The organism is Vibrio sp. PNB23_22_6, from assembly GCF_052877535.1.
The window spans coordinates 23923-50001 of sequence record NZ_JBNFXP010000003.1 but is presented as its reverse complement, the minus strand read 5'-3'; the positions used below and the strand labels follow the sequence as shown (position 1 = coordinate 50001).

Sequence of the window (26079 nt, the reverse complement as noted above, 5' to 3'; positions counted from 1 at the left end):
CGAATCGTGTTACAGATCAAAAGCATACCTGCATTTAATGATAATTACATCTGGCTGATACAAAATAGCCAGAAACGTTGTGCCGTGGTCGACCCAGGCGATGCAAAACCAGTATTGGCATATCTACAGGCTAACGAGTTAACTTTAGAAGCAATCCTAATTACACACCACCACAACGATCACATCGGCGGCGTTCCAGATTTGGTTCGTGCGTTTCCTCACGTTTCGGTTGTAGGACCAAAGGCAGAGCCAATCCCAACCTTAACCAATGCGATGGAAGAAGGCGATAAGCTTGAGCTATTCGGTGAAATCTTTATGGTGCTAGGGCTGCCTGGTCACACGTTAGGTCACATTGGCTATGTGGGTGACGGTAAGCTGTTCTGTGGTGATGTGCTGTTCTCTGCAGGGTGTGGTCGTGTGTTTGAAGGAACGCACGAGCAAATGTTCGAATCCCTGAGTAAAATTGCGGCACTACCAGAAGAGACCGAAGTTTTCTGTGCACATGAATATACCGCGAGCAACGTCGCCTTTGCCCTTGCTGTAGAGCCCGACAATGACCACTTACGCCAATATCGCGATGATGTGAACCGTCTGCGCGCACAGAACATTCCAACGATTCCAACCACACTACGCAAAGAGAAATGGATTAACCCATTCCTACGTACCACTCAGCCAGAAATAGTAAAATCGGTCGCGAACCGCATCGAAAATAGCGATCCATGCTCGGTTTTTGCGGCTCTGCGTGAATGGAAGAACGAATTTTAACCATTTTTTACTTGTAACTTTATCGGACACAAGTATTATCTTCAGCTTAATTTTTTATAGAAGCGCCTCCGGCGCTTCTATTGTGTTTGGGGTAATGTAAACCTGATTGCATTATACCCAAGCGCATAATTGAGGCATTGCCCTCGTCCTTTAGTGTTAGAAGATGCCTAATATCTGACGGCTACCTCGCTTAACAATGGGTAAGTGTCGATAATAGGTCCTCAATAGGTTTAATCCATGCGTTTAAAGTACACTTTGGCGTTGACGTTACTGCTATCTGGCTGTCAATTAGCTCAACCAGATTCGACCAACTCTCCAACCCAAGAAACCAATAACCCTGAGCAAATTGTAAAACAAGACAAAGCTCAGGCTGATTCCTCTAAAAAGCAACCTGTCGCGAAGGAAACGGCAAAACCGACGCCAAAAGTGATTGCTCCTCAGGATCAAGAGGATGTATGGCAACGTATCGCTATGCAATTGGACATGGACATCCCAGACAACAAAAAAGTTGCGTATTACCGCACTTGGTATTTAAAGCACCCAAGCCACCTTCGCACTGTATCTAAACGCGCAGAGCCGTTTTTGTACATGATTACCAAACGAATCGAAGAACGTGGTCTACCCATGGAACTGGCGCTTTTACCGGTCGTAGAAAGCTCATTTGATGCCTTTGCCTACTCGCACGGTAGTGCCGCAGGCCTGTGGCAATTCGTTCCTGGTACCGGCAAAATGATGGGGCTTGAGCAAAACTATTGGTACGACGGCCGCCGTGATGTTTCCGCGTCTACTGATGCTGCTCTTAGCTACCTAGAACAGCAAAGTAAGCGTTTTGATGGCAACTGGCAGCACGCCATTGCAGCCTACAATAGTGGCGGCGGTCGTGTATCCAGTGCGATTCGTAAAAACAAGAAACTAGGTAAGCCAACCGATTTCTTCTCTTTGGATCTACCAAAAGAGACCAGTAGCTACGTACCTAAACTCCTTGCCTTAGCGGACATTGTCGCGAACCAAGAGAAATATGGTATCGATATTCCTGCGATTCCTAACAAGCCAGTGCTCACGCTTATTGATCCAAAAGAACAGCTCGATCTGGCTATTGCCGCAGATTATGCCGGTATTGGGGTTAAAGAATTGCAAAGTTACAACCCAGCTTACAACCAATGGTCTACCGCACCGGATGGTCCACACCAGCTTCTCATTCCAGTAGAGAAAAAGGATCAATTCCTTGCTCAAGTGAATAAAAATCGTGGTAAGGGTGTAAAAGTGGCGCGCTACAAAGTGAAGTCAGGTGACTCTCTGAGCATGCTAGCCAACAAATACGGTACAACAACCAAAGTGATTCGTCGTGCAAACGGCCTATCGAACAATAATATCCGCATTGGTCAGTACCTGCTGATCCCAACCTCAACCAAAGACGACTCTAAGTATGCGTTAAGTGCCGAGAATCGCTTAAACAAAACGCAATCTCAAGCTCGTGGTCAATTTAAGCTGACTCACGTTGTTCAATCTGGTGAGAGCTTGTGGTCCATTGCAAAAGAGAACAAAGTTTCTCATCAGTCTCTGGCGAAATGGAACGGCATGGGGCCAAAAGACACCTTACGCGTTGGCCAAAAAATGGTGATCTGGAAGAACTCCGACAAAGGCGCAGTCATTCGCACTGTGTTCTACAATGTGCGTTCTGGCGACACCATCAGCGGCATTGCGAGCAAGTTTAAGGTGAAGAGCAACGACATCGTGAAATGGAATTCTCTTCAAAAGCAGCAGTACCTGAAACCAGGTCAGAAGCTTAAGTTGTATGTTGACGTAACCAAGGTAAGTGTATGAACCCATCGAGTAACCCTCTTGTAATGTTGTTGGATATTTTCCGTTCTCCAACATCTTGCTTCTTAGCGCTGTATCAGCGTGGAGGCTGGGGATGGCAACCTTTCATCGTGTTGGTGATCAGTCCATTTCTATTTTGGGGGGCCTATTTCTCGAATGTCGATTTTACTTGGTTGAGTGAGCAGCTCACCGCTCAGTTCCAACAGATCGATCCAAAGCAGATTGAGCTGTTGGAACCAAACACCTTGATGGCCACGGCGATCATTAATGATGTATTTAACCGCTTTGCGACATTGCTACTGCTGGCGCTTTGGTTCTTCTTAGCAACGAAAGCAAGTAAACAACAATACGGTTACTGGAAATGGTTTGCTGCATCGTGTGCAATTCTGTTTCCTGCCGTTTTGGGAGATATTGCAAGCTATGCGAGTCTGCTGCTTAAACACGGTCAGGTGATGACATACGCTGCCGATTTAAACAGCTTAAATGGTCTACTAAAGCTACCGCTAACCAGCGAATGGTCTCACTTTGCTAGCTCACTACCACTGCTTCTGCCTTGGTACATAGTATTGGGCTACGGTATCGTACTGACTTGGACTGAGTTCGAACGCGGACAGGCTCTTGTTATTGCTAGCCTGCCATGGATGGCGTTCTACGTGATTTGGGCATTGTACATCGTTATTGCTTAAGCGTTTGAAATACAATGACTAGTCGTTAAGCGTAAACGATACCAATAATGGGTTATGATCGGAAGCGTCGCTCTGCGGCGCTTTCGCATTTTTGAACATCAGCCCTCGATAAAAAATATGATCAAGCGGTAAGCCATTAATGAACTGGGTTCGGTTATCCGGGCTAAACTGGACTTCTTGCAAGTTAGCTTTGTGTAGGACTTTCTTCATCGCAGCAATACGCTCCCCACTCCAGCTGTTAAAGTCTCCCGCAAACAAAACCGGACCTTTGTGCTCTTTAAGCACCTTTTCAAGCGTTGTAAGTTGAGACGTGTATTCTTCTGTCCCCACCGTGAAGTTAATAGCGTGAATGTTGATCACCGCTAAGGTTTGACCATTACTCAACAGATACTTACTATACAACGCGGACTTAGGCAATCGTAGCCACGGCTCTTTTGAAGTGTAAGCGCAGGCTCGAATAGGTTCGTCCTGGGCGATAGTGATTACGCCAGCGCCATTACCTAACGCCTTAAATGCACTCACTTGATTGCTGACCCAATGCCCTTCTATCAGCCAAGTTTTAAACTCATCGGTTAAGCTGGCTTCTTGCAGTAACAATAACTGCTTATCAGCGGAGAGTGAGTTCAACACTTGTTGCCAATTCTCTTTGTTTTGCTTGTAAATATTCCACACCAGTACATTCAGTTCACCGTGCTTGTCCAACACTTGTGGCGCGTCAAACTCCATGCAGCGAATCTCTTGAATAATCTTCGTGCCTGTCTGAGTAATGATTTGTGGCTGCTCTGGCACAATGAACACCAAATGAAAAGCAGTCACAGCCGCCAAACTAAGAAAAGCGAGAGAAAGAAAAAAGCGCTTAAACATAATCCAACCTAAACAATTAATAATCTGAGCTTGGGATAACCAATGAAAAAGGAGCCATACATAGGCTCCCTTTTAGCTTAATCAAATATTCATCACATATCGTAGTGAAATCGAATATCTATCTGAATAGAGATTAGATCGCGTCTTCGTCTTCTTCACCCGTACGGATACGAACCACACGCTCAATGTCTGTTACGAAGATCTTACCATCACCGATCTTACCAGTTTGTGCCGTTTCGATGATGGTGTCTACGCACTTATCTGCTACGTCTTCAGTCACAACGATTTCTAGCTTCACTTTAGGAAGGAAATCCACCATGTATTCTGCACCGCGGTACAGCTCTGTGTGACCTTTCTGACGACCAAAGCCTTTGACTTCAGAGACAGTCATCCCTGTAATGCCTACTTCAGCCAATGCTTCTCGGACATCATCCAATTTGAATGGCTTAATAATCGCTTCAATCTTTTTCATGTTCATCCCTTAAGCTTCAATCGTTTGCGCATATTATCGGTTAGCATCTCACAACATTCAATGCCTGTCATAATTCCGAGGTAAAAATACTGAAAAAGACAGAGCATTGCCCTGCCCTTGTCTCTATAATGTGTTGCGATTACTTAAGGCTTGAATAGTAAGCCGCTAAGTTGGCGATATCCGCGTCAGACAGTAATGATGCTTGTGCCTGCATAACTGCCGCTAAGCCACCCGTGCGTTGACCATCTTTATAAGACTTAATTGAGCTCACGATATATTGCTCATTCTGACCTTTTATATTTGGGTAACCCGGAATCACGGCAATACCGTCTGGGCCATGACAAGCGGCACATACCGCAGCTTTCGCTTGCCCAGCTGCTGCATCACCGGATGCCAATGCTTGACCACTCATCATCGTTAACGCTACCACTGCGACCATGATCACTTTCTTCATTACTTCACCTGAATTTGTTGTATTTATAGCCAGCATTGTGTCATAAGTTACAATAACTTGCGCCACACTAGCTCACAATCCTGACCGCCAAAGGCTTGATCAACGAACAAATCCGCCACAGCCACCACTTGATCTTGATACATCAAGATCGGCATTTTCCGACGAAGCCAACTTGGTACGTTGTATTCCTGAAACAGCTTTTTCAGCTTGCGACTGTGACCCCGTGTGGTTGGGTGCGCAGTGAGTCCCTCAGGATTAAAAATCACTCTTAGACGCTCTGGATAGGGTGGTAAGGCAATATTGGCTTGATTCGATGTCGTAGTCAGGGTTAATTCTCCCAACCGCTCAGGAAGCGGTAACGCAACGTCCAATTGAAGCGAACTTTGCCACGCACTCACGTCTACCGTTTCGGTGACCCAATAAAGTCGATGTTGAAAACGTCGCACTTCACCTTGTTTCAACTTTAGCTTTGGATTCGCATCTTGCTGAGCTAATGCGACTTCATTCCAAATCAAACTCAATTGTGTCTGACTGGGCATATTGACGTTTAATTTTGCTAACCACATACGAATCAAATGCGCACGAGCAAGATCACTGTGTGAGGTTAGGCCGCCAATCCTCAAGCTAAAATCAGGGTGTAGCGTTTGTTCAAAAGTGGCGCATAACAACTCATCAAGCAGTGCTTCTTGTTGGGCACATAAGCTAGCACTGCGTTGAACGGCTTGATGAATATTCGGCCAACGAGCAGCGAGTTCTGGAACAATACGATGGCGTAAGAAGTTTCGATCATAGCGCGTATCTTGGTTGCTCTCGTCCTCAACCCATTCAAGACCAAGGCGATGCGCGATACGTTCAATTTGCTCACGACGAACTGAAAGAATCGGACGAACTAACATGCCCCCCGAAAAAGGCATGCTTTCTGCCATTGAGGACAACCCTTTTGGGCCACTTCCACGTTTAAGAGCAAGCAGGAAAGTCTCTACTTGGTCATCCGCATGCTGACCTGTCAGGAGTAAGTCACCGTCTTGAACATGCTTGGCTAATGCGTGATAGCGCGCTTCACGAGCCAGCAGTTCAATGCTCTCACCACTATGGATGTCTAAACTGACACGCTCAATGGTGCATGATATACCGGCTTGCTTCGCCCACAAGACGCATTTCTCTGCCCAGTCATCGGCATTGGCACTCAGGCCATGATGAACATACACTGCGTGGCAAGTCACTGAGCGAGCTCGTTGATAGCGGCTGAGCAGTTCAAGTAATAAACGCGAATCCACCCCACCACTGAAGGCCAAGACGATCTTAGTTTTAGGCTGGTAATGTGCGTCTAGTACATGAGCAACATGTGGGTAAAGCGATTCCATAAGCGATCCGATAGGTACAAAAAAGGGCTGGACGTTTGCCCAACCCTTTCTATTTTATCCGTTCTCTTGCGAGATATCAGCAGTAACCGTAGTTCATTAGACGCTGATAACGACGCTCAAGTAGTGTTTCTTGATCAAGCTGCTCAAGATCTTCAAGCTGTCGAAGCAGGTTTGCTTTCATGTTAGCTGCCATTTGAACGTGGTCACGGTGCGCACCGCCTAGTGGTTCATCGATGATTTCATCAATAAGGCCCAGCTCTTTTAGACGAGGGGCAGTTAAGCCCATCGCTTCCGCTGCTTGTGGTGCTTTATCTGAATCACGCCATAGAATTGATGCACAACCTTCTGGAGAGATGACTGAGTACGTAGAGTACTGAAGCATGTTCACGTAGTCGCCGACGCCGATGGCCAATGCACCACCAGAACCACCTTCTCCCACCACGTTACAGATCACTGGCACTTTAAGACCAGACATTACTTTAAGGTTTTTTGCGATAGCTTCAGATTGGCCACGCTCTTCTGCACCAACGCCAGGGTATGCCCCCGCCGTATCGATAAAGGTGATGATTGGCATCTTGAAGCGTTCTGCCATTTCCATTAGACGTAGTGCTTTACGGTAACCTTCTGGTTTTGGCATACCGAAGTTACGTTTTACCTTCTCTTTGGTTTCACGGCCTTTCTGATGACCGATGATCATCACAGGGCGACCTTCAAGACGAGCAATACCGCCAACAATCGCTTTATCATCAGCGAATGCGCGATCACCCGCAAGCTCGTCAAATTCTTCAAATACATGCTGAATGTAATCAAGCGTGTATGGACGTAGAGGGTGACGAGCCAGTTGAGCTGTTTCCCATGCACCTAAATTACTGAATGTTTTTTTCTTCAGTTCTAGGCTCTTTTTCTCAAGCTGTTCGATTTCTTTATCCAGGTCAATCGCAGAATCCCCACCGTGGCGGGAAACATCGCGTAGCGCTTCGATTTTTGCTTCTAGCTCTGCGATTGGCTTTTCAAATTCAAGAAAGTTTAGGCTCATCTATGAATCCTTTTGACTCAGCGTCTTACGTATCGCGCTGAATTTTTTAGTTAAATTCGAGTTCTACCTGGCCTTTACCAAGTAACTGTTGTAAATCTTCTAGTAATGTATCACTTGGCGTCACGCGCCATTCTGTGCCCAATGTTAACCGCGCTCTGGCGTCGGCACGTTGGTAGTATACATTGATAGGGACAGTTCCGGCTTTATGCGGTTCTAAAATACGACTAAATTGCTCGAAGAACTTGTCATTGATTTGGTTTGCATCAATCGATACTGACAAACCACGGGCGTATTTTTCACGTGCACTGCCGAGATCCATCACTTCACGCGCTGACATTTTAAGCCCACCGTTGAAATCATCAAAGCTGACCTGTCCCGATACGACCAAAATTTTATCTTTTTCGAGAAGTTCTGCATACCGATCAAGTGCATCTGAAAATAGCATCACCTCCATTCGACCACTTCGATCATCCAGCGTCATGATACCGATGCGGGTTCCGCGCTTTGTGGTCATCACACGCGCGGCAATCACGAGACCAGCAATGGTCACCGATTGATCACGACGTGTCGGCGTTGCGTCTTTAAGTCGACAACTGGTGTATTTGTTCAGTTCCTTCAGATAGGCGTTAATTGGGTGCCCGGTCAAATATAAACCGAGCGTTTCACGCTCACCCTCTAGCCATATTTTTTCAGGCCAAGCTGGCACTTGTGTGTACTTATGCTCCACTTCTTCTGGTGCATCCGTCAGCACGCCAAACATATCGGCCTGACCAAACGCTTCGGCTTGATGGTGTTGGCTCGCCGCTTTTACGGCATCATCCAAAGAGGCCATGAGTGCGGCGCGATGAGGGCCTAATCGATCCAGTGCGCCCGCGTAAATCAATTTTTCAATCACACGCTTATTAACTTTCTTCAGATCAATACGCGCACAGAAATCGAACAGATCTTTAAAGTATCCGCCTTTTTTGCGAGCAGCTAAAATCGCATCAATCGGACCTTCACCCACCCCTTTAATCGCGCCAATACCGTAAACAATCGCGCCGTTTTCATCCACGTTAAAACGGTACAACCCTGAGTTAATATCTGGCGGTAGAACGGTGAGCTTCATTCGCAAACATTCGTCTACTAAGCCAACGACTTTTTCCGTGTTATCCATATCGGCCGTCATTACCGCCGCCATGAATTCTGCCGGATAGTGGGTCTTCAGCCAAAGCGTCTGATAAGAAACCAGTGCATAAGCGGCCGAGTGCGATTTGTTAAAGCCGTAACCCGCAAACTTTTCTACCAAGTCGAAGATTTTCATCGCCAACTCGCCGTCGACGCCATTCTTTATCGCACCGTCTTCAAAAGTCGCACGCTGCTTAGCCATCTCTTCTGGCTTTTTCTTACCCATTGCTCGGCGAAGCATATCCGCACCACCAAGGGTGTAACCGGACAGAACCTGCGCGATCTGCATAACCTGCTCTTGGTACAGAATGATGCCGTAAGTCGGATCGAGGATCTCTTTTAGTGATTCGTGTTGCCACTTTTCATCTGGGTAAGAGATCGCTTCTCGGCCATGTTTACGGTCGATAAAGTTATCTACCATGCCTGATTGCAGCGGTCCTGGACGGAACAGTGCTACCAGTGCGATGATGTCTTCGAAACAGTCAGGCTGAAGACGTTTGATCAGTTCTTTCATGCCACGCGATTCCAGCTGGAATACCGCGGTGGTTTCTGAGTTCTGTAACAAACGGAAAGAGGCTGGATCCGCAAGAGGTATTGACTCGATACGAACGGGCTCTTTACCCTCTTGCTCTAGGCGCGGATTAATCAGACCAAGCGCCCAATCGATGATGGTTAGAGTTCGTAAACCCAAGAAGTCGAACTTAACCAAGCCAGCGGTTTCAACGTCATTTTTATCAAATTGAGTCACTGGGAAGTGACCTTCCGAGTCCGCATAGATCGGTGCAAAATCCGTAATGGTCGTTGGTGAAATAACCACACCACCCGCATGCTTACCGGCATTTCGGGTACAACCTTCTAGAATACGACACTTATCGATGAGCTCTTTGACTTCTTCATCCGCGTCATACAACTCAGGTAACGCCGGTTCAGCTTTGAACGCTTTCTCCAACGTCATGCCAGGATCAGGCGGGATCAACTTCGAGATGCGGTCAACGAAACCAAATGGGTGACCAAGTACACGGCCTACGTCGCGGATAACCGCTTTCGCTGCCATGGTACCAAAGGTGATGATCTGCGACACCGCGTCACGGCCATACATTTCGGCTACGTGGTCTATAACTTGATCACGTTTATCCATACAGAAATCGACGTCGAAATCGGGCATGGAGACACGCTCTGGGTTCAAAAAACGTTCGAAGAGCAGATCGTATTCCAACGGATCAAGATCGGTGATTTTCAGGGCATATGCCACTAACGAGCCCGCACCAGAACCACGCCCCGGACCTACTGGAATATCATTGTCTTTTGACCATTGAATGAACTCCATTACGATCAGGAAATAACCCGGGAAGCCCATTTGGTTGATTACGTCGAGTTCGATTTGTAAGCGCTCGTCATATTCTGGACGACGCGTTAAGCGCTCTTCCTCATCTGGGAATAGGAATTCTAAACGTTCTTCCAAACCTTCGCGTGACTTCATGACCAAAAATTCGGTCTCTTTCATCCCTTCTGTTGGGAAGGCTGGCAGGAAGTATTCACCTAAACGTACGGTGACGTTACAACGCTTGGCAATCTCAACACTGTTTTCCAATGCTTCTGGAATGTCCGCAAACAGCTCACACATTTCTTCTTCAGTGCGTAAGTACTGCTCTGGGCTGTAATTTTTTGGACGACGTGGATCTTCTAAGGTATAGCCATCATGGATCGCCACGCGAATTTCGTGCGCATCAAACAGATCTTCGCTGATGAACACCACTTCGTTGGTTGCTACTACTGGCAGGTCTTCTTGCTCTGCCAGTTCAACAGCAAAGTGCAAATAGGTCTCTTCATCTGGACGGCCAGTACGAACCAACTCCAGATAAAAGCGATCGGCGAAGTGTTGTCGATAAAACTCAACACAATCCTGGACAAGCTTGCGGTTGCCTTTAAGTAATGCTTTACCTATCTCACCGTTTTTTGCACCAGAAAGGACAATAAGCCCTTCTGATAGCTCAGCAAGCCAAGCTTTATCAATGACAGGTTGATGCTGGACATGACCACGTAAGTACGCTTTCGAGATCAGCAGCGTTAAGTGTTTATAACCCGTGTTGTCTGCTGCGAGTACGGTTAATTGTGTCAGCTCCTCACCAAATTCATCGGACTGCATTTTGAAATCTGCACCAATGATCGGCTTCACACCGCAACCGTGTGCTGTGCCGTAGTATTTCACCAAACCACATAAGTTGGTGAAATCGGTCAGTGCCATTGCTGGCATGCCGAGCTCGGCGACTTTCTTAACTAGCGGTGGAACTTTGTTGATACCATCCACCATCGAGTAATCACTATGGACACGAAGGTGAATGAACTTGGGATCTGACATTAGCAGGTACCGTGTAACTAAATCTTTTATGGAATTCTAACCTAAAGGGGACGTGGATTATAACCTCGTTATACGCCAATCCCGAATTTGGTCTACTCTTCGATGCCCAGGGCTTTCTTTACTGGCTTAAAGCTCTTGCGATGTTCGTTGATCACACCGTGCTGTTCGATGGCTTCAAAGTGCGCTTTGGTTGGGTAACCTTTGTGCTTCGCAAAGCCAAATTGCGGGTATTGTTTATCCAGTTCTTCCATTTCTTGGTCACGTACGACTTTAGCAATGATGGATGCTGCACTGATTTCTGCCACGCGTAAGTCGCCTTTCACCACTGCTTGAGCGTCCATTGGCAGCGCAGGACAGCGGTTTCCATCGATAAGCGCCAAATCTGGCTGAACTTTCAAACCGGCAATCGCACGCTGCATCGCCACCATGGTCGCTTGTAGGATGTTCAGTTCATCAATCTCTTCAGGTGAACAACGACCAACAGACCAGGCTAATGCCTTCTCTTTGATTTCTGGAAGCAAAGCCAAGCGCTTTTTCTCACTGAGTTTTTTTGAATCGTTCAATCCTTCAATTGGATTATTCGGGTCCAAAATGACCGCAGCGGTAACCACATCACCAACCAGAGGGCCACGCCCTACTTCATCCACACCAGCGACCAATTGGTAACCTTGTGGGTATTCAAACGGTGGGAGCTCAACTTTCGCTTTTGTGGTTTTTGCCTTCACAGCCATGGTAAATCTCTATTTCTCTATCAGTGTTAATACCGCATTTGCGGCTTGTTGATCCGCATTTTTTTGGATCCAGTGGTGCATTTCGGTGAACTTATCCAACATTCTTTGGTTATCGCTCTCTAGTAAACGAGACACTTCGTTGAATAAGTTTTCTGGTGTGCAGTCTTCTTGCAAATACTCTTTTACCAGTTCGCTATCAGACAAGATGTTAGGTAACGATACGTATTTTGTTTTTAGCAGACGTTTGGCGAGGAAAGCAGTAACAGCATTCACACGGTAGCCAACCACCATCGGACGCTTCAGCAACATACATTCTAGCGCAACCGTGCCTGACGCCAACATGACGACATCAGAAGCCGTAATCACGTTACGGGCCGTATCATCCACCAGTCTGAAATCTAGCTCTGGTGCGAGAACTTTCCAGGCTTGCTCAAACTGCTCACGACGTTTTGGGTTAACAAGCGCAACCACAAACCCCAGTTCGGGAAATGTCTGATGCAGTCGTCGACAAGTTTCGATAAATGGCTCAGACAACATTTTCAGTTCACTACCACGACTGCCAGGTAACACGGCCAGCCATTTTTTATCTTGCTCTAAGCCCAATAATTCACGAGCGGGCGCTTTTTCTGACTGCAATGGAATCGCATCTGCCAACGTGTGGCCAATAAACTCACAAGGCACATTGAATTTGTCGTAAAACGCTTTTTCAAATGGTAGAAAAGCCAATACTAAGTTGGTCGCTGCTTCAATCTTAAAGATACGCTTTTGACGCCAAGCCCAAACGGAAGGGCTAACGTAATGCACGGTTTTGATACCCGCGTTCTTCAAATCTAGCTCAACACGTAAATTAAAATCCGGCGCATCAATACCAACAAAAACATCTGGCGGATTTTGAGTGAAGTACTTAACCAACTCAGCTTTAACCTTTAGCAATCTTGGCAAACGGCCTAAGACCTCAACCAACCCCATGACGGCGAGCTCTTCCATATCAAAAAGAGATTCACAGCCTTGGGCGATCATTTTCGGTCCGCCAATACCAACAAATTCCGCATTTGGGTACTGCTCTTTCACCGCTTTGATAAAACCTTCACCAAGCGTATCGCCTGATAGTTCTCCGGCAATGATGCCAATACGTAATGGTTTTTCCATGTTCATTCCGATTGTGTCCTATGCACTATGGATAAGGGAGCACCTTATCCATAAAACACAAAAAGATCGCAGCCTAATCTAGGCGCGATCTTTTATAAATAACTCATTCACTCGTCAATTAACGAATGATGCCACGTTCCGTCGCTTCCAGAATATCACTGAAACGTTTCACAGCTGGCCACTCTTGCGCCATTTCAGCCAAGATAGGTTTCACTTCTTCTAGAGTCTTACCTGAACGGTAGATTTCTTTGTACGCTTTTTGTAATGCGCGAATTTCTGGTTTTTCAAAACCATTGCGCTTTAAGCCAACCAAGTTCAAACCAAATGGTGTCGCGTGGTTACCTTGTGCAAGTACATAAGCAGGAACGTCCTGAACAACCGCAGAACAACCGCCAACATAGGCGTAAGCACCAACGGTACAGAATGGATGAATCGCAGAAAGCGCCATCACGCCTGCATGGTCTTCGACCGTTACGTGGCCACCAAGAATCGAATTGTTGCCAATATGAGTGTGGTTTCCAACGATAACATCGTGTGCGATGTGTGCGTTTACACACAGAAGGTTGTCGTCGCCAATCACTGTGGTTGCTTTGTCTTGAACCGTCCCACGGTGAACCTGAACCGCTTCGCGAATCACGTTACGATCACCGATAACCACCGTTGTCTCTTCGCCACCATACTTTTTATCTTGGTTTTCTTCACCAATCACAGCGTGTGGAAAAATGCGGTTGTCTTTACCAATTTTGGTATGACCTTTGATCACGACATGCGACATCACTTCCGTGCCTTCACCGATCTCTACCGTTGAGGTGATATAAGTGAATGGACCAACGGTCACGTTAGCGCCAATTTTCGCGCCTTCTTCTACCACCGCCGCTGGGTGGATTTTAGCGGTTTCATGAATCATATTAAAACTCTCGACGAGCACATTTTAGCTCAGCTGAACATACTACTTCACCGTCAACTTTCGCTACACCTTTGAATGCAGCAATGCCGCGACGTTCTTTCAAAAATTCCACTTCAATAATCATTTGGTCACCTGGTACTACAGGTTTACGGAACTTAGCTCCATCAACGCTTGCGAAGTAGTACAGTTCGTTTTCTGTTGGCGCACCAAACGATTTAAAAGCAAGTAGGCCTGTCGCCTGTGCCATCGCTTCCAGGATCAAAACGCCTGGAAATACTGGCAATTGTGGAAAGTGACCTGTGAACTGAGGTTCGTTAACCGACACATTTTTGATAGCGTGAAGATACTTCTCTTCTTGGAAATCAATCACTCGGTCGATCAATAAGAATGGGTAGCGATGAGGAAGTAGCTCTTGAATTTCAGAGATGTTCATCGTTTTCTTTTCAGTAGTCAAAGTCGTATTCCTATATCAATTCTCAACAACCAAGTTGGCAAGGCAGCGGCAAAAGGCCGCATTTTAAATAATGCCCGCGAAGTGTATACCAGCTCGGTGATAAATCTACTTATAGCGCGTTATTATATAAGAAAAAGACTCGCATTTCGCGAGTCTTTGTTCAGAATATGGAACTAAGATTCTTCTTTCGGTTCCAGCCGTTTTTCAACCGCTTTCAGGCGTTTGTTCATCTCATCGATGCGATGAACTCGAGTTGCGGTTTTACGCCACTCTCGATTCGTCTGCAGGGGAATTCCCGATGAATATAAACCTTTCTCTTCGATACTGCGCATGACCATGCTCATACCGGTGATAGCAACACCATCTGCGATAGTGATGTGCCCATTAAGAACCGACGCGCCGCCAATCTGGCAGTATTTACCAATTGTCGTACTGCCAGCAACAATAGTACCACCTGGCATCACCGTACCATATCCGATCTGCACGTTATGAGCGATTTGAAGCTGGTTATCAAGAATCACGTTGTCTTCGATGATGGTATCGTCTAACGCACCACGGTCGATGGTGGTACATGCACCAATCTCAACACGGTTCCCAATGCGCACGGAGCCAAGTTGAGGGATCTTAATCCACTCGCCTTTTTCATTTGCGTAGCCGAAACCGTCAGAGCCAATGACTGTACCCGATTGAATCAGACAGTCATCGCCCAGTGATACTTCATGATAGATCGTAACATTAGCCCAAAGCTTGGTGTTATTACCTAACTTTGCATTTTTACCAATAAAGCAACCTGCGCCAACGATCACGTTGTCACCAAGCTCTACACCCGTCTCAATCACTGCATTTGCACCGACTGCTACGTTTGCCCCCATCTTAACGTCAGCTGCGATAACCGCACTTGGTGCAATATTTTCAGCTGGTTTTGGGGTCGTATCTAGCGCTTGAACCACACGAGCAAACGCAACGTAAGGATCTGCCACCACGAGCGCATGACCAGTGCATTGGTCTTTATGCTCGGGCTTAACCATAACTACAGTCGCTTGACACTCAGAAAGGTGCTTTGCGTATTTTGGGTTAGACAAGAAGGTCACATCACCCTCTTGTGCTTTATCCATTGGAGCTACGCGGCTAACAACGAGTGACTCGTCACCAAATAGCTCACCCCCGGTAATTGTTGCCAACTCGGCTAATGTCAATGTCTTCATAACTTCTTATTTTAGAGCTTTAATTACGTCTTCAGAGATGTTGTACTCTGGCTTACCGTATTGAAGTGAAGAGATGTCGATAACTAGGTCGTAACCTTTTTTATCTGCCACTTTTTTCACTGCATCTTGAATCGTTTTGAATAGCTTCGCTTTTTCTTCCGCTTCGCGGCGAGCACTTGCTTTCTCTAGTGCTTGTGCTTTCACTTTGTATTCACTGTCTAGCTTGCCGATGTCAATACGTAGTTTCTCCACTTCGTCTTGACCTAGTAGCTCGCCATCACGCTGTAGCTTCTCGATTTTCGTTTTCGCTTGAGCTTGAATCGATTTCAGCTCATCTGCTTTGCTTTTGAAGTCTTTCTGCATTTTCTGTAGAACGACTTCACGCTGAGGAAGCGCTTGGAATACCTGAGCTGTGTTAACGTACGCGATTTTTTGAGCCGCTTCTGCCGCATTGGCGAACATTGAAGAACTCAGTACAACAAGGCCAATCCCAGCCGCTTTGATCATTTTATTCAAAATATTTTCCTCTTTAGAAGGTTCTACCGATAGTGAATGTGAAGAACTCTTCATCATCGCCATCAAATTTCTTAATTGGTTTCGCTAGTGAGAATACTAGTGGCCCCATTGGAGACATCCATTGCAACGCAGCACCATACGATGAACGGTAGTTCGTTGGATCTGAGTAATCGTAGTAGTACTTATCGCCATATTCAGCGCCTGAGCTACGGTAGTCAAACTCGGTATCCCAAATACTTGCCATGTCGAAGAAGATACTGGTACGAATTTGGTTACGGACTTCATCCGACGCAAATGGAGTCGGTACAATCAGCTCAAGACTTGCCAGTGCAACTGCGTTACCACCAACCGAATCATTCGTTGCGGTATCTGCACCATTGTTTGAGCCTGAGTAATCACGGTAAACCGCTTTTGGACCCACAGAGTTCGAGCCAAATCCACGTAGTGTTGTAAAACCACCCGCGTAGTAGTTTTCGTAGAATGGGAACAAGTTATCGTTACCATCCGTTTGACCGTAACCATTACCATAGCCTAGGCGACCACGGAATAGGAGCGTGAATTCATGCTTCTTCGTTAGTGGAATATATTGACGAACATCGTACTGCATTTTGAAGTACTGTACGTCTGAGCCAGGTACGGTCATCTTGTAGAACGCGCGTTGGTGGTTACCAGCTGTTGGGAAGTAACCGCGGTTTAGATTATTGCGCGTCCAAGACATGTTGAAATCAAAGTCATTAGTATTCAACGCTCCGCTAGAATCAATATTGTCTGCTTGCGCTTGTAGGAACTGTTCTACCTGTAGGTAAGGTGACAAGTTACCAATTCGGTTGTGGGTAAATCCAACGCCGAACTCAAAACGGTTGAGTTCGTCGAATGGGAAGCCCCATGTCAGGCTCGCACCATAGCTTTCATTGGTATAGTCAACGATACCCGCTTCAGAGGCTTCAAACTCATCGTAAAATATTCTACCGCCTAAGCTAACACCATCAAGGTTCCAGTAAGGGTCACGGTAATCCAAACTTACGTTTTTCTGGTAGTCATTCATCATCGCGTTAATACCTACGCGATTACCACTACCTAGGAAGTTATCCTGTTGTAAACCAACTTGGAAGCTAATACCTGATTCTGTTCCGTAGCCAACACCAAAGTTAACGCTACCGGAGTTGGCCTCCTTCACAGTGTAGACAAGGTCAACTTGATCGTCACTACCAGGTACACGTACAGTTTGGACTTCAACATTCTCAAAATAGCCAAGACGGTTTAAGCGCGTTTTACCCGTTTCGATGGATTTCGAGTTCAACCAACTGCCTTCCATCTGACGCATTTCACGGCGCAAGACTTCATCTTTAGTCGAGTTGTTACCCGTAAAGCGGATATCACGGACATAGATACGGCTGCCAGGGTCTACGCTAACAACAAGAGAAACTTGTTTATTCTCGTCGTCAAACTCAGGTATGGTATTTACTTGTGGATAAGCGTAACCCGATTCACCAAGCACACGCTTGATGCCTTCTTCCATCGACGTCACGCGAGAGCCGTTATAGGTCTCATTGTCTTCAAATGGAATGAGTTTTTCGAATGTTGCTTCTTCACCAATCAAGTTACCGCGGAATTTCACATCCTTAACGGTATACACATCCCCCTCTTCCAAGCCAAGCGTAATGTATACGCCTTTTTTGTCAGGAGAAATCGCCACTTGTGTCGAATCAACGTTAAATTTAAGATAACCACGGTCAAGGTAGTAAGACTTCAGTGCTTCAATATCACCCGCAAGAACTTGCTTTTGGTATTTTTCGTCCGCTAGGAAGTTCCACCATGGCACATCGACGTTTAAGTTGAAGCGAGAAAGAAGGTCTTCGTCAGAAAAGACTTCATTACCGATAAAGTTGATCTGCTGAATCTTTGCCGATACCCCTTCGGTGAAGACAAACTTTAGATCAGAACGGTTACGAGGCAATGGAGTAACAACGGCTTTTACTGTCGCGTTGTATTTACCAACACTGTAGTAAAAATCTTCCAAGCCTTTTTCAATATTACTTAGTGTAGTGCGGTCAAGCGCTTCACCTTCGCGAACACCAGAAGCATTCAGGTTTTCTTGTAGCTGTTCATCCTTGATTGCTTTGTTACCCGAGAACGAGATGCCAGCAATAGTTGGACGTTCTTTAACTTGAACAACCAGAACACCGCCGTCACGCAGTACTTTTACGTCTTCGAAGTTACCTGATGCGTATAATGCACGAATGATCTCTGCAACATCACCTTGATCAACCGTATCACCAACGCGTACGGGCATTTTCAGCAGCGCCGCACCTAGTGCAACACGCTGCAATCCATCGATTTCAATATCTTGAACTACAAAGTTCTCTGCTCCATTTGCAGATACACTGGTCGCCAGTAAACTTGCAAATAGAATTCGCTTAATCGCCATACTTGTTCTAATTATTCCTTGCTACTGCTTTGTCTCTGAACCATCACAGACGAGTAAAATCATTAAATAGCGCTAACGCCATGAGCGAGAAGATAATCGCCCCTCCAATTCGATAGCCCATTTCCTGTACTTTTTCCGGTACTGGACGTCGGATGATCGCTTCGATTGCGAAAAACAGCAGATGCCCACCATCCAACATTGGTAAAGGAACGAGGTTAATAATACCTAGGTTAACACTAATTAACGCCAGAAAACCTAAAAAGTAGACCAGGCCGTAGTCCGCTGTCGCCCCTGCACCTTTTGCAATTGAAATTGGTCCACTCAGATTGTTTAGACCAACATCTCCGACAATCAGCTTCTTAAGCATACTGATGGTCAACCCAATTACTTGCCCCGTTTTATCAATCGCCTTGCCTACAGAATCGAATACACCAAACTGTAATTCGAAGCGATAACTTTCTGGCCATTCTGCGACTTCAGGTGCAATACCTGCAAAGCCGACCACTTGTTTGTTAGCTAGCTCACGGCTACTCGGAGTCAATGTTAATGATTGCTCATCACCTTGACGCAACACCGTCATTTCAATTGGCGTTTCTGGGTTAGAACGAATGGCTTCAACCACTTCATTCCAATTAGATATATTTTTACCGCCCATGGCGACAATTTTATCACCCGCACGTAAACCCGCTTTTTCACCAGCAGAGCCTTCACCAACTTGCGCTAACTCCGTATAAATTTCTGGAGTAAATGGCGTAAAGCCTAATGAATGCATCGCAGATTGGGTTTCTGGATCAAAATGCCAATTACGGATATCAAGCGTTTTTGTCACTTCAGAGCCGACTTCATTCGCTGAAGTAAGCGTCACTGTCATTGAATCGTCGCCAATATGAGAGATTAATCCCATGTTGACTGACTCCCAATCCGGAGTTTTGATACCTGAGATAGACTTTAGTTCCATCCCTGATTCAATTCCTGCTTGAGCAATGATTGAATTGGGCGTCACTTCACCAATTACCGGTTTGACTGCTGGTACACCAATAAGGAAAACCAGCCAGTAGGCAAAGATAGCAAATAAAAAGTTAAAGATAGGGCCAGCGGCAACAATGGAAGTGCGTTTCCATAGCGGCTTTTGATCAAATGCCACGTGCTTTTCATTTTCAGGCACCTCGTCGACTCGGCTATCCACCATCTTGACGTAGCCACCTAGAGGGATCATCGAAATGCTGTATTCGGTGCCGTCCTTACCTACCTTGCTCCAGATAGACTGACCAAAGCCGATCGAAAACTTTTCAACTTTGACGCCACAACGGCGAGCAACCCAAAAGTGGCCAAATTCGTGCACGGCCACCAAGATGCCCAATGCTACGATAAAAGAAACCAGATTCCACAAGATACCAGTCATTAGCTACGCTCGCGTAAAAATTCTAAGGCGATAGTTCGTGCTATTCTATCTAGCTCTAGCAGGCTTTCCAAGCTATTCACCGTTTCCGCGCGATGGCTTGCTGCGATTTTATTCACAACGAAGTCATTAATACGAGCAATATCAGTGAATCCTACTCGGTTATTCAAAAAGGCATCTACCGCGATTTCATTTGCAGCGTTGAGTGCTGTCGTTAAATGCTGTCCTTCATAACACGCATCAATTGCCAGCTTCAAACATGGATAGCGAGCGAAATCCGGTTGCAAAAACGTTAGCTCACCTACTTGGGTAAAGTCGAGTGGCTTAACACCAGCATCGACACGTGAAGGGTAAGACATCGTAAGAGCAATCGGTGTTGCCATGTCAGGCTCACCCATCTGTGCCAGTACTGAACCATCACGGTATTGCACCATCGAATGGATAACAGATTGTGGGTGAATGATCACCTTTAGTTGCTCGCGAGCCGCATTGAATAGCCATTTAGCTTCAATGTACTCAAGGCCTTTATTCATCATGGTCGCGGAATCAACCGAAATTTTCGGCCCCATTGACCAATTTGGATGGGCGATCGCTTGTGCTGGTGTTACTGTGTCTAATTCTGCGATGTCGGTATAACGGAACGGACCGCCCGAACCAGTAAGCAGAATAGAAGAAACACCATGCTCTTCAAGGTTGCAACGACCTAAGTTGGTCTGAACTTGCTGTGGAAGACACTGGAAGATAGCGTTGTGCTCACTGTCGACAGGAAGCAATTCTGCGCCATGTTCTGCAACGGCATCGATAAACAGTTGCCCTGACATCACCAATGCTTCTTTGTTTGCTAGCAGAACTCGTTTACCTGCCTTAACTGCGGCCATGGTTGGCAACAAGCCCGCGGCCCCTACAATCGCCGCCATCACGCTGTCTACTTCTTCTAAAGAAGCAATATGGCAAAGTGCATCAACGCCACCCAACACTTCAGTGTTAGGTGAGATTGAAACTAGCTCAGATTGCACAGCTAAGGCCGCGACCTTATCTGCCATAACGGCATATTTAGGTTGCCATTTATGGCAAAGTGCGACCATCTTTTCAACGTTCGTGCTTGCCGCCAAGGCGACCACAGAAAACAGCTCAGGGTTTTGTTCAACCACTTTTAATGTGCTTGCACCAATTGAGCCTGTTGCACCAAGAATCGTTAACTTTTGCATGATGTAAGACCGTTTGAAAATCTCAGGAGCGACAACAATGGCGCTCCCGATAAATTAGAATACGTAGTAAAGAAGGGCAAATACTGGAAATGCGGCGGTAAGACTATCGATACGATCAAGAATGCCACCATGCCCTGGAATGATGTTACTGCTGTCTTTGATACCAGAGACACGCTTGAACATGCTTTCTACTAAGTCACCAAGTACAGAAATCACCACGGTAACGAGTGTGATGAGCACCATATGAATTGGGCTAGTAAACTGAATCTCAAACCAACCAGTAAACAACCAACCAACAATCAGTGCCGCGATGATGCCACCAATTAGGCCTTCTATGGTCTTATTTGGGCTAACATTCGGTGCCATTTTTCGTTTGCCCATACTTTTTCCAGCAAAGTAAGCGCCGCTATCTGCTGCCCATACTAAGAAGCACACAAAGAGCACAAGTTTTGCACCGTGATAAGGATCGACTGAAATATCCGATGCCCTAAGAATGATCACACTCCAAAGGAAAGGAATTAACGTCAGAAAACCAAACACATGACGAAGCAATTTGCTGTTTTGCCAAAATTTCGTCGTTTTAGGGTAAGTAATCGCCATTGCGCTAGCGACAATCCACCAAAGGAAACCAAGTACTAAAATGGTGTAGTGCGGAGTCGCAAGGAAGTTAAGACTGGTCGCATCTGGCGAAATAAATAGAAAGCTAAGTCCTGTAGCCATAACTGCTGGAATAAATGCAGCCATACGTGATGTGCTTTCCGTGAATTTCGTCCACTCCCAAAAACCTAACAGGGTTATCGCCGTCAATGCGAGGATAAAGCCCATCAGCGGTAATTTAAAAATACCTAAAATAACCAGGGGAGCTAAAATTAGTGCTGTTATTATTCTCTGTTTCAAACTAACTAGTCCTTATTGAGCAGCCATTAATGCCTTAATTTGCTCGCCAGTGCAGCCAAAACGGCGCTCTCGGTTAATAAACCAAGTCACGGCGTTAACCAAACTGTCTTCATCAAAATCAGGCCAGTACTCTTCAGTAAAGTACATTTCAGCATAAGCCATTTGCCACAGCATAAAGTTACTGATCCGGCATTCACCACTGGTACGAATCAAAAGATCGACCTCAGGTAAATCAGCCATGGTCAGATGCTGGGTAATTAGCTGCTCATTGATATCCTCTATACGGATCTCACCGTTACGCGCTTTCAGTGCCAACGATTTTGCCGCCTCTGTGATGTCCCATTTGCCGCCATAGTTAGCCGCAATGTTGATCACCATTCCTGTATTGTTCGCTGTTAATGTTTCTGCTTCTGCAATTTTACCTTGTAAGCGCTCACTAAAACGACTGGTATCACCAATAACACGTAGGCGTAAGTTATTTTTGTGTAGCTTTTTCACTTCGCTCGATAGAACAGAAATGAACAGCTCCATTAAAAGGCCGACTTCTTCTTCTGGACGACGCCAATTTTCGCTACTGAAAGCAAACAAAGTCACGGCTTGAATACCAAGTTTAGAAGCCGCAGCAACGGTCTTACGAACGGCATTCACACCTTTTTTATGGCCGAATACGCGAGGTTTTCCTTTGGACTTAGCCCAGCGACCATTACCGTCCATAATGATGGCGATATGTTTAGGAAGGGAGTCAGAGAAGGCTTGAGAATTTTGCATAGGGTGTTAAGTGAGTTCCATCAGTTGGATAGACTAACATAAAAAAACGCTGAGCTGTGAGCACAGCGTTTTCCAACAGTGATGTGGATGGGATAATTAAACTTCCATCAACTCTTTTTCTTTCGCAGCAAGAACGTCATCGACTTTCTTCACTGCAACGTCTGTCAGTTTTTGAATTTCTTCTTGTGCTTTACGATCTTCATCTTCAGAAATTTCTTTATCTTTGAGAAGACCTTTAAGATCACTGTTTGCGTCACGACGGATGTTACGTACCGCAACACGAGCACCTTCTGCTTCACCACGAACGATTTTAACAAGGTCTTTACGACGCTCTTCAGTTAGCGGAGGTAGTGGAACGCGGATGATCGTGCCAGCAGACATTGGGTTTAGACCAAGGTCAGACATCATGATCGCTTTTTCTACTTTTTGAGTTAACTCTTTGTCGAAAACTGTGATTGCTAGAGTACGTGCATCTTCGGCAACAACGTTTGCTACCTGGTTAAGAGGTGTTGCTGCTCCGTAGTATTCTACTGAGATACCAGACAGTAAGCTTGGGTGCGCACGACCTGTACGAACTTTAGAAAGGTTGTTTTTCAGCGCTTCTACGCTTTTATCCATGCGCTCTTGAGCGTCTTTTTTAATTTCGTTAATCACAATTTCACCTTAAAAAATGTCATCTTTCCTGAAGAAAGCTTAAAAGGATTGAGTAAAGCGAAACGCCATTCAAAAAGCATTGAATGGCGTCTTGGAATTAAGCGTTATCGCTGATTAGCGTGCCTTCCGTTTCGCCCATCACCACGCGGCGTAGTGCGCCTGGCTTGTTCATGTTAAATACGCGAATTGGCATTTTGTGGTCACGCGCCAATGTAAACGCTGCCAAATCCATCACTTTCAGCTCTTTATCCAGAACTTCTGCGTAAGTTAGCTTATCATACAGCTCTGCGTCTGGGTTTGCTACTGGGTCAGCCGTAAATACACCATCAACTTTCGTTGCTTTCAGAACTAAATCAGCTTCAATTTCGATACCGCGTAGACATGCAGCAGAATCCGTTGTAAAGAATGGGTTGCCAGTACCTGCAGAGAAGATCACCACGCGACCTTGGCGCAGTTCACGGATCGCATCTGCCCAATTATAGTCGTCACATACGCCGTTAAGAGGAATTGCAGACATTACACGTGCGTTTACGTATGCACGGTGAAGTGCGTCACGCATTGCTAGGCCATTCATTACCGTTGCAAGCATCCCCATGTGATCGCCCACTACTCGGTTCATGCCCGCTTCCGCTAGGCCAGCTCCGCGGAACAAGTTACCACCACCGATAACGACACCCACTTGAACACCCAGTTCAACCAGCTCTTTTACTTCTTGCGCCATACGTTCAAGAACAGCAGGGTCAATACCAAAACCTTCTTCGCCTTGAAGAGCTTCACCACTTAGTTTTAATAGAATACGTTGATACGCTGGTTTAGGGTTCGTAGTCATGGAGTTTACCTTCCAAAAGAGAGTTGTTGATTAACAGTCATGGATAAAGGCTTTACGTAAAACCTACATCAATCACGGCAAATCGTTCTCTGCTCATAAAAAGACCGCAGCCTAGGCCACGGTCTAATATTTACACAGTTCGCTAAGGATTAACCTTTTTGCGCTAGTGCTACTTCTTCAGCGAAGCTTAGGCCTTCTGCTTTCTCGATACCTTCACCAACTTCTAGGCGAACGAATGTTGAAACTGAAGCACCTTTTTCTTTCAGCATTTCGCCTACAGATTTCTTAGGTTCCATGATGAAAGCTTGACCAGTTAGAGAAACTTCGCCAGTGAATTTCTTCATGCGGCCTTCAACCATTTTCTCTGCGATCTCTTTTGGCTTGCCTTCGTTCATAGCGATTTCTACTTGAACTTCACGCTCTTTCGCCACTACGTCTGCAGGTACGTCTTCTGGGTTTACGTACTCAGGACGAGATGCAGCAACGTGCATTGCTACGTGCTTAAGCGTTTCAGCGTCGCCTTCACCAGCAACAACTACACCGATTTTCTCGCCGTGACGGTAAGAAGCGATAGATGCACCTTCAACGTACTGTACGCGACGGATAGTGATGTTCTCACCGATCTTAGCTACTAGAGTAACGCGAGCTTCTTCGAATTGAGCTTGTAGTTCTTCAACAGAAGCTTTAGAAGCTAGAGCTGCAGCTGCAACTTCTTCTGCGAATGCAGTGAAGTTACCGTCTTTAGCAACGAAGTCAGTTTGGCAGTTAACTTCAAGAAGAACAGCAACACCGTTTTCTTCTTTGATGATGATTGCGCCTTCAGCAGCAACGTTACCAGCTTTCTTAGCTGCTTTCGCTGCGCCTGATTTACGCATGTTTTCAATTGCTAGTTCGATGTCAGCGTTTGCTTCTACAAGCGCTTTTTTACATTCCATCATGCCAGCGCCAGTGCGCTCGCGAAGTTCTTTAACTAGAGCAGCAGTTACAGTTGCCATTCTCTATTCCTCGTTTGATTCGAAATAAGGTAAAAAACAGGGGCCTACATTATCGGCCCCTGATGCTAACTATAACTCAATCTATACAACAAAAAGGTTGCGCATAGACTAAGTGTGACACAGAGCCGTTATTATTCAGCTTCTACGAAACCGTCTTTTTCAGCAACTGCTGCAACGTCTTTGTTGCGACCTTCAGTCACTGCAGAAGCTGCAGCGTTTAGGTATAGTTGTACTGCGCGGATCGCGTCGTCGTTACCTGGGATGATGTAGTCAACGCCGTCTGGGTTAGAGTTAGTATCTACCACAGCGTATACTGGAATACCTAGGTTGTTAGCTTCTTTAATTGCAATGTGCTCGTGATCAGCGTCGATTACGAATAGAGCGTCTGGTAGGCCGCCCATATCTTTGATACCACCAAGAGATTTCTCTAGCTTCTCCATTTCACGAGTACGCATTAGAGCTTCTTTCTTAGTTAGTTTGTCGAAAGTACCGTCTTGAGACTGTGCTTCGAATTCTTTTAGACGCTTGATAGATTGACGAACTGTTTTGTAGTTCGTTAGCATGCCGCCCAACCAACGGTTGTTTACGTAGTATTGGTTGCTTGCGATAGCAGCTTCTTTAACAGCTTCAGATGCAGCACGCTTAGTACCTACGAATAGAACTTTACCTTTCTTCTCGCCAACTTTAGCTAGTTCAGCTAGAGCTTCGTTGAACATTGGTACAGTTTTTTCTAGGTTGATGATGTGAACGCGGTTACGAGCACCAAAGATGAATGGCTTCATTTTTGGGTTCCAGTAACGAGTTTGGTGACCGAAGTGAACACCAGCTTTCAGCATATCGCGCATTGATACAGTTGCCATTTTAAAATCCTCTATGGGGTTAGGCCTCCACATCCCCCATAATTCCGACCAAGCTTCTGCTCAGCACCCCGGAATACGTGACGGAATGTGT

At 45.9% G+C, this 26079-nt stretch carries 24 protein-coding genes; 3 read left to right on the top strand and 21 right to left on the bottom strand.

Annotated elements, in window-relative coordinates; translation table 11 throughout:
• The first annotated feature begins 6 nt into the window (after positions 1–6).
• The 3 genes from gloB to ACVA54_RS03310 all read left to right on the top strand — a co-directional run bounded on the left by gloB (position 7) and on the right by ACVA54_RS03310 (position 3272).
• Positions 7–765, top strand: a complete 759-nt coding sequence (gloB, locus tag ACVA54_RS03320) for a hydroxyacylglutathione hydrolase (RefSeq protein WP_099079727.1) — start codon at positions 7–9, stop codon at positions 763–765.
• 237 nt (positions 766–1002) lie between these two features.
• Positions 1003–2589, top strand: coding sequence for a lytic transglycosylase (locus ACVA54_RS03315; RefSeq protein WP_099079726.1), 1587 nt, complete (start codon positions 1003–1005; stop codon positions 2587–2589).
• Complete coding sequence (locus tag ACVA54_RS03310) at positions 2586–3272, top strand: YIP1 family protein (RefSeq protein WP_099079725.1); 687 nt, start codon at positions 2586–2588, stop codon at positions 3270–3272. Before ACVA54_RS03315 ends, ACVA54_RS03310 begins: the two co-directional genes overlap by 4 nt.
• A gap of 18 nt (positions 3273–3290) precedes the next feature.
• Here ACVA54_RS03310 and ACVA54_RS03305 read toward each other — a convergent pair whose 3' ends face one another.
• From ACVA54_RS03305 to rpsB, 21 genes are all read right to left on the bottom strand, one after another.
• Entirely contained in the window at positions 3291–4136 is an 846-nt protein-coding gene (locus ACVA54_RS03305; protein WP_446596147.1) for an endonuclease/exonuclease/phosphatase family protein, read from the bottom strand.
• 133 nt (positions 4137–4269) lie between these two features.
• Complete coding sequence (gene glnB, locus ACVA54_RS03300) at positions 4270–4608, bottom strand: nitrogen regulatory protein P-II (protein WP_172438132.1); 339 nt, start codon at positions 4606–4608, stop codon at positions 4270–4272.
• A 139-nt stretch (positions 4609–4747) separates the two neighbouring features.
• Positions 4748–5062: a c-type cytochrome gene (locus ACVA54_RS03295; protein ID WP_099079722.1), complete on the bottom strand. Its 315-nt coding sequence runs from the start codon at positions 5060–5062 to the stop codon at positions 4748–4750.
• A 47-nt stretch (positions 5063–5109) separates the two neighbouring features.
• Positions 5110–6426 carry a tRNA lysidine(34) synthetase TilS gene (gene tilS / locus ACVA54_RS03290; protein WP_446649399.1) on the bottom strand — a complete coding sequence of 439 codons (1317 nt, stop codon included), beginning with the start codon at positions 6424–6426 and terminating at the stop codon, positions 5110–5112.
• A 76-nt stretch (positions 6427–6502) separates the two neighbouring features.
• Positions 6503–7462 (bottom strand): acetyl-CoA carboxylase carboxyl transferase subunit alpha, encoded by a 960-nt coding sequence (accA, locus tag ACVA54_RS03285; RefSeq protein ID WP_099079720.1) that lies wholly within the window; start codon positions 7460–7462, stop codon positions 6503–6505.
• 46 nt (positions 7463–7508) lie between these two features.
• Complete coding sequence (gene dnaE / locus ACVA54_RS03280; RefSeq protein ID WP_446581123.1) at positions 7509–10988, bottom strand: DNA polymerase III subunit alpha; 3480 nt, start codon at positions 10986–10988, stop codon at positions 7509–7511.
• Positions 10989–11080: 92 nt separating this feature from the next.
• Entirely contained in the window at positions 11081–11719 is a 639-nt protein-coding gene (rnhB, locus tag ACVA54_RS03275; protein ID WP_099079718.1) for a ribonuclease HII, read from the bottom strand.
• A gap of 9 nt (positions 11720–11728) precedes the next feature.
• Complete coding sequence (lpxB, locus tag ACVA54_RS03270) at positions 11729–12868, bottom strand: lipid-A-disaccharide synthase (RefSeq protein WP_119463463.1); 1140 nt, start codon at positions 12866–12868, stop codon at positions 11729–11731.
• 118 nt (positions 12869–12986) lie between these two features.
• Positions 12987–13775 carry an acyl-ACP--UDP-N-acetylglucosamine O-acyltransferase gene (gene lpxA, locus ACVA54_RS03265; protein ID WP_099079716.1) on the bottom strand — a complete coding sequence of 263 codons (789 nt, stop codon included), beginning with the start codon at positions 13773–13775 and terminating at the stop codon, positions 12987–12989.
• A gap of 1 nt (position 13776) precedes the next feature.
• Positions 13777–14229: a 3-hydroxyacyl-ACP dehydratase FabZ gene (gene fabZ, locus ACVA54_RS03260; RefSeq protein WP_009707417.1), complete on the bottom strand. Its 453-nt coding sequence runs from the start codon at positions 14227–14229 to the stop codon at positions 13777–13779.
• A 173-nt stretch (positions 14230–14402) separates the two neighbouring features.
• A complete protein-coding gene (lpxD, locus tag ACVA54_RS03255) occupies positions 14403–15434 on the bottom strand; it encodes a UDP-3-O-(3-hydroxymyristoyl)glucosamine N-acyltransferase (protein ID WP_446616989.1) in 1032 nt (343 codons plus the stop codon).
• 6 nt (positions 15435–15440) lie between these two features.
• Positions 15441–15950 carry an OmpH family outer membrane protein gene (locus tag ACVA54_RS03250; RefSeq protein WP_172438131.1) on the bottom strand — a complete coding sequence of 170 codons (510 nt, stop codon included), beginning with the start codon at positions 15948–15950 and terminating at the stop codon, positions 15441–15443.
• A gap of 13 nt (positions 15951–15963) precedes the next feature.
• On the bottom strand, positions 15964–18378 hold the full coding sequence (bamA, locus tag ACVA54_RS03245; protein WP_099079714.1) for an outer membrane protein assembly factor BamA: 2415 nt from the start codon (positions 18376–18378) through the stop codon (positions 15964–15966).
• A 43-nt stretch (positions 18379–18421) separates the two neighbouring features.
• Positions 18422–19780, bottom strand: coding sequence for a sigma E protease regulator RseP (gene rseP / locus ACVA54_RS03240; protein WP_099079713.1), 1359 nt, complete (start codon positions 19778–19780; stop codon positions 18422–18424).
• The gene (gene ispC, locus ACVA54_RS03235) at positions 19780–20985 is read right to left on the bottom strand and encodes a 1-deoxy-D-xylulose-5-phosphate reductoisomerase (protein ID WP_119463465.1); all 1206 of its coding nucleotides are present in this window, start codon (positions 20983–20985) and stop codon (positions 19780–19782) included. The genes rseP and ispC overlap by 1 nt, the downstream gene beginning before the upstream one ends.
• Before the next feature lie 54 nt (positions 20986–21039).
• Entirely contained in the window at positions 21040–21882 is an 843-nt protein-coding gene (locus ACVA54_RS03230) for a phosphatidate cytidylyltransferase (RefSeq protein WP_099079711.1), read from the bottom strand.
• A gap of 12 nt (positions 21883–21894) precedes the next feature.
• Entirely contained in the window at positions 21895–22650 is a 756-nt protein-coding gene (locus ACVA54_RS03225) for an isoprenyl transferase (RefSeq protein WP_099079710.1), read from the bottom strand.
• Between the two features lie 96 nt (positions 22651–22746).
• Positions 22747–23304, bottom strand: a complete 558-nt coding sequence (gene frr, locus ACVA54_RS03220; RefSeq protein ID WP_099079709.1) for a ribosome recycling factor — start codon at positions 23302–23304, stop codon at positions 22747–22749.
• A 97-nt stretch (positions 23305–23401) separates the two neighbouring features.
• Entirely contained in the window at positions 23402–24133 is a 732-nt protein-coding gene (pyrH, locus tag ACVA54_RS03215) for a UMP kinase (protein WP_099079708.1), read from the bottom strand.
• A gap of 149 nt (positions 24134–24282) precedes the next feature.
• The gene (tsf, locus tag ACVA54_RS03210; protein ID WP_099079707.1) at positions 24283–25128 is read right to left on the bottom strand and encodes a translation elongation factor Ts; all 846 of its coding nucleotides are present in this window, start codon (positions 25126–25128) and stop codon (positions 24283–24285) included.
• A gap of 131 nt (positions 25129–25259) precedes the next feature.
• Positions 25260–25988, bottom strand: a complete 729-nt coding sequence (rpsB, locus tag ACVA54_RS03205; protein ID WP_099079706.1) for a 30S ribosomal protein S2 — start codon at positions 25986–25988, stop codon at positions 25260–25262.
• Positions 25989–26079: the final 91 nt, after the last annotated feature.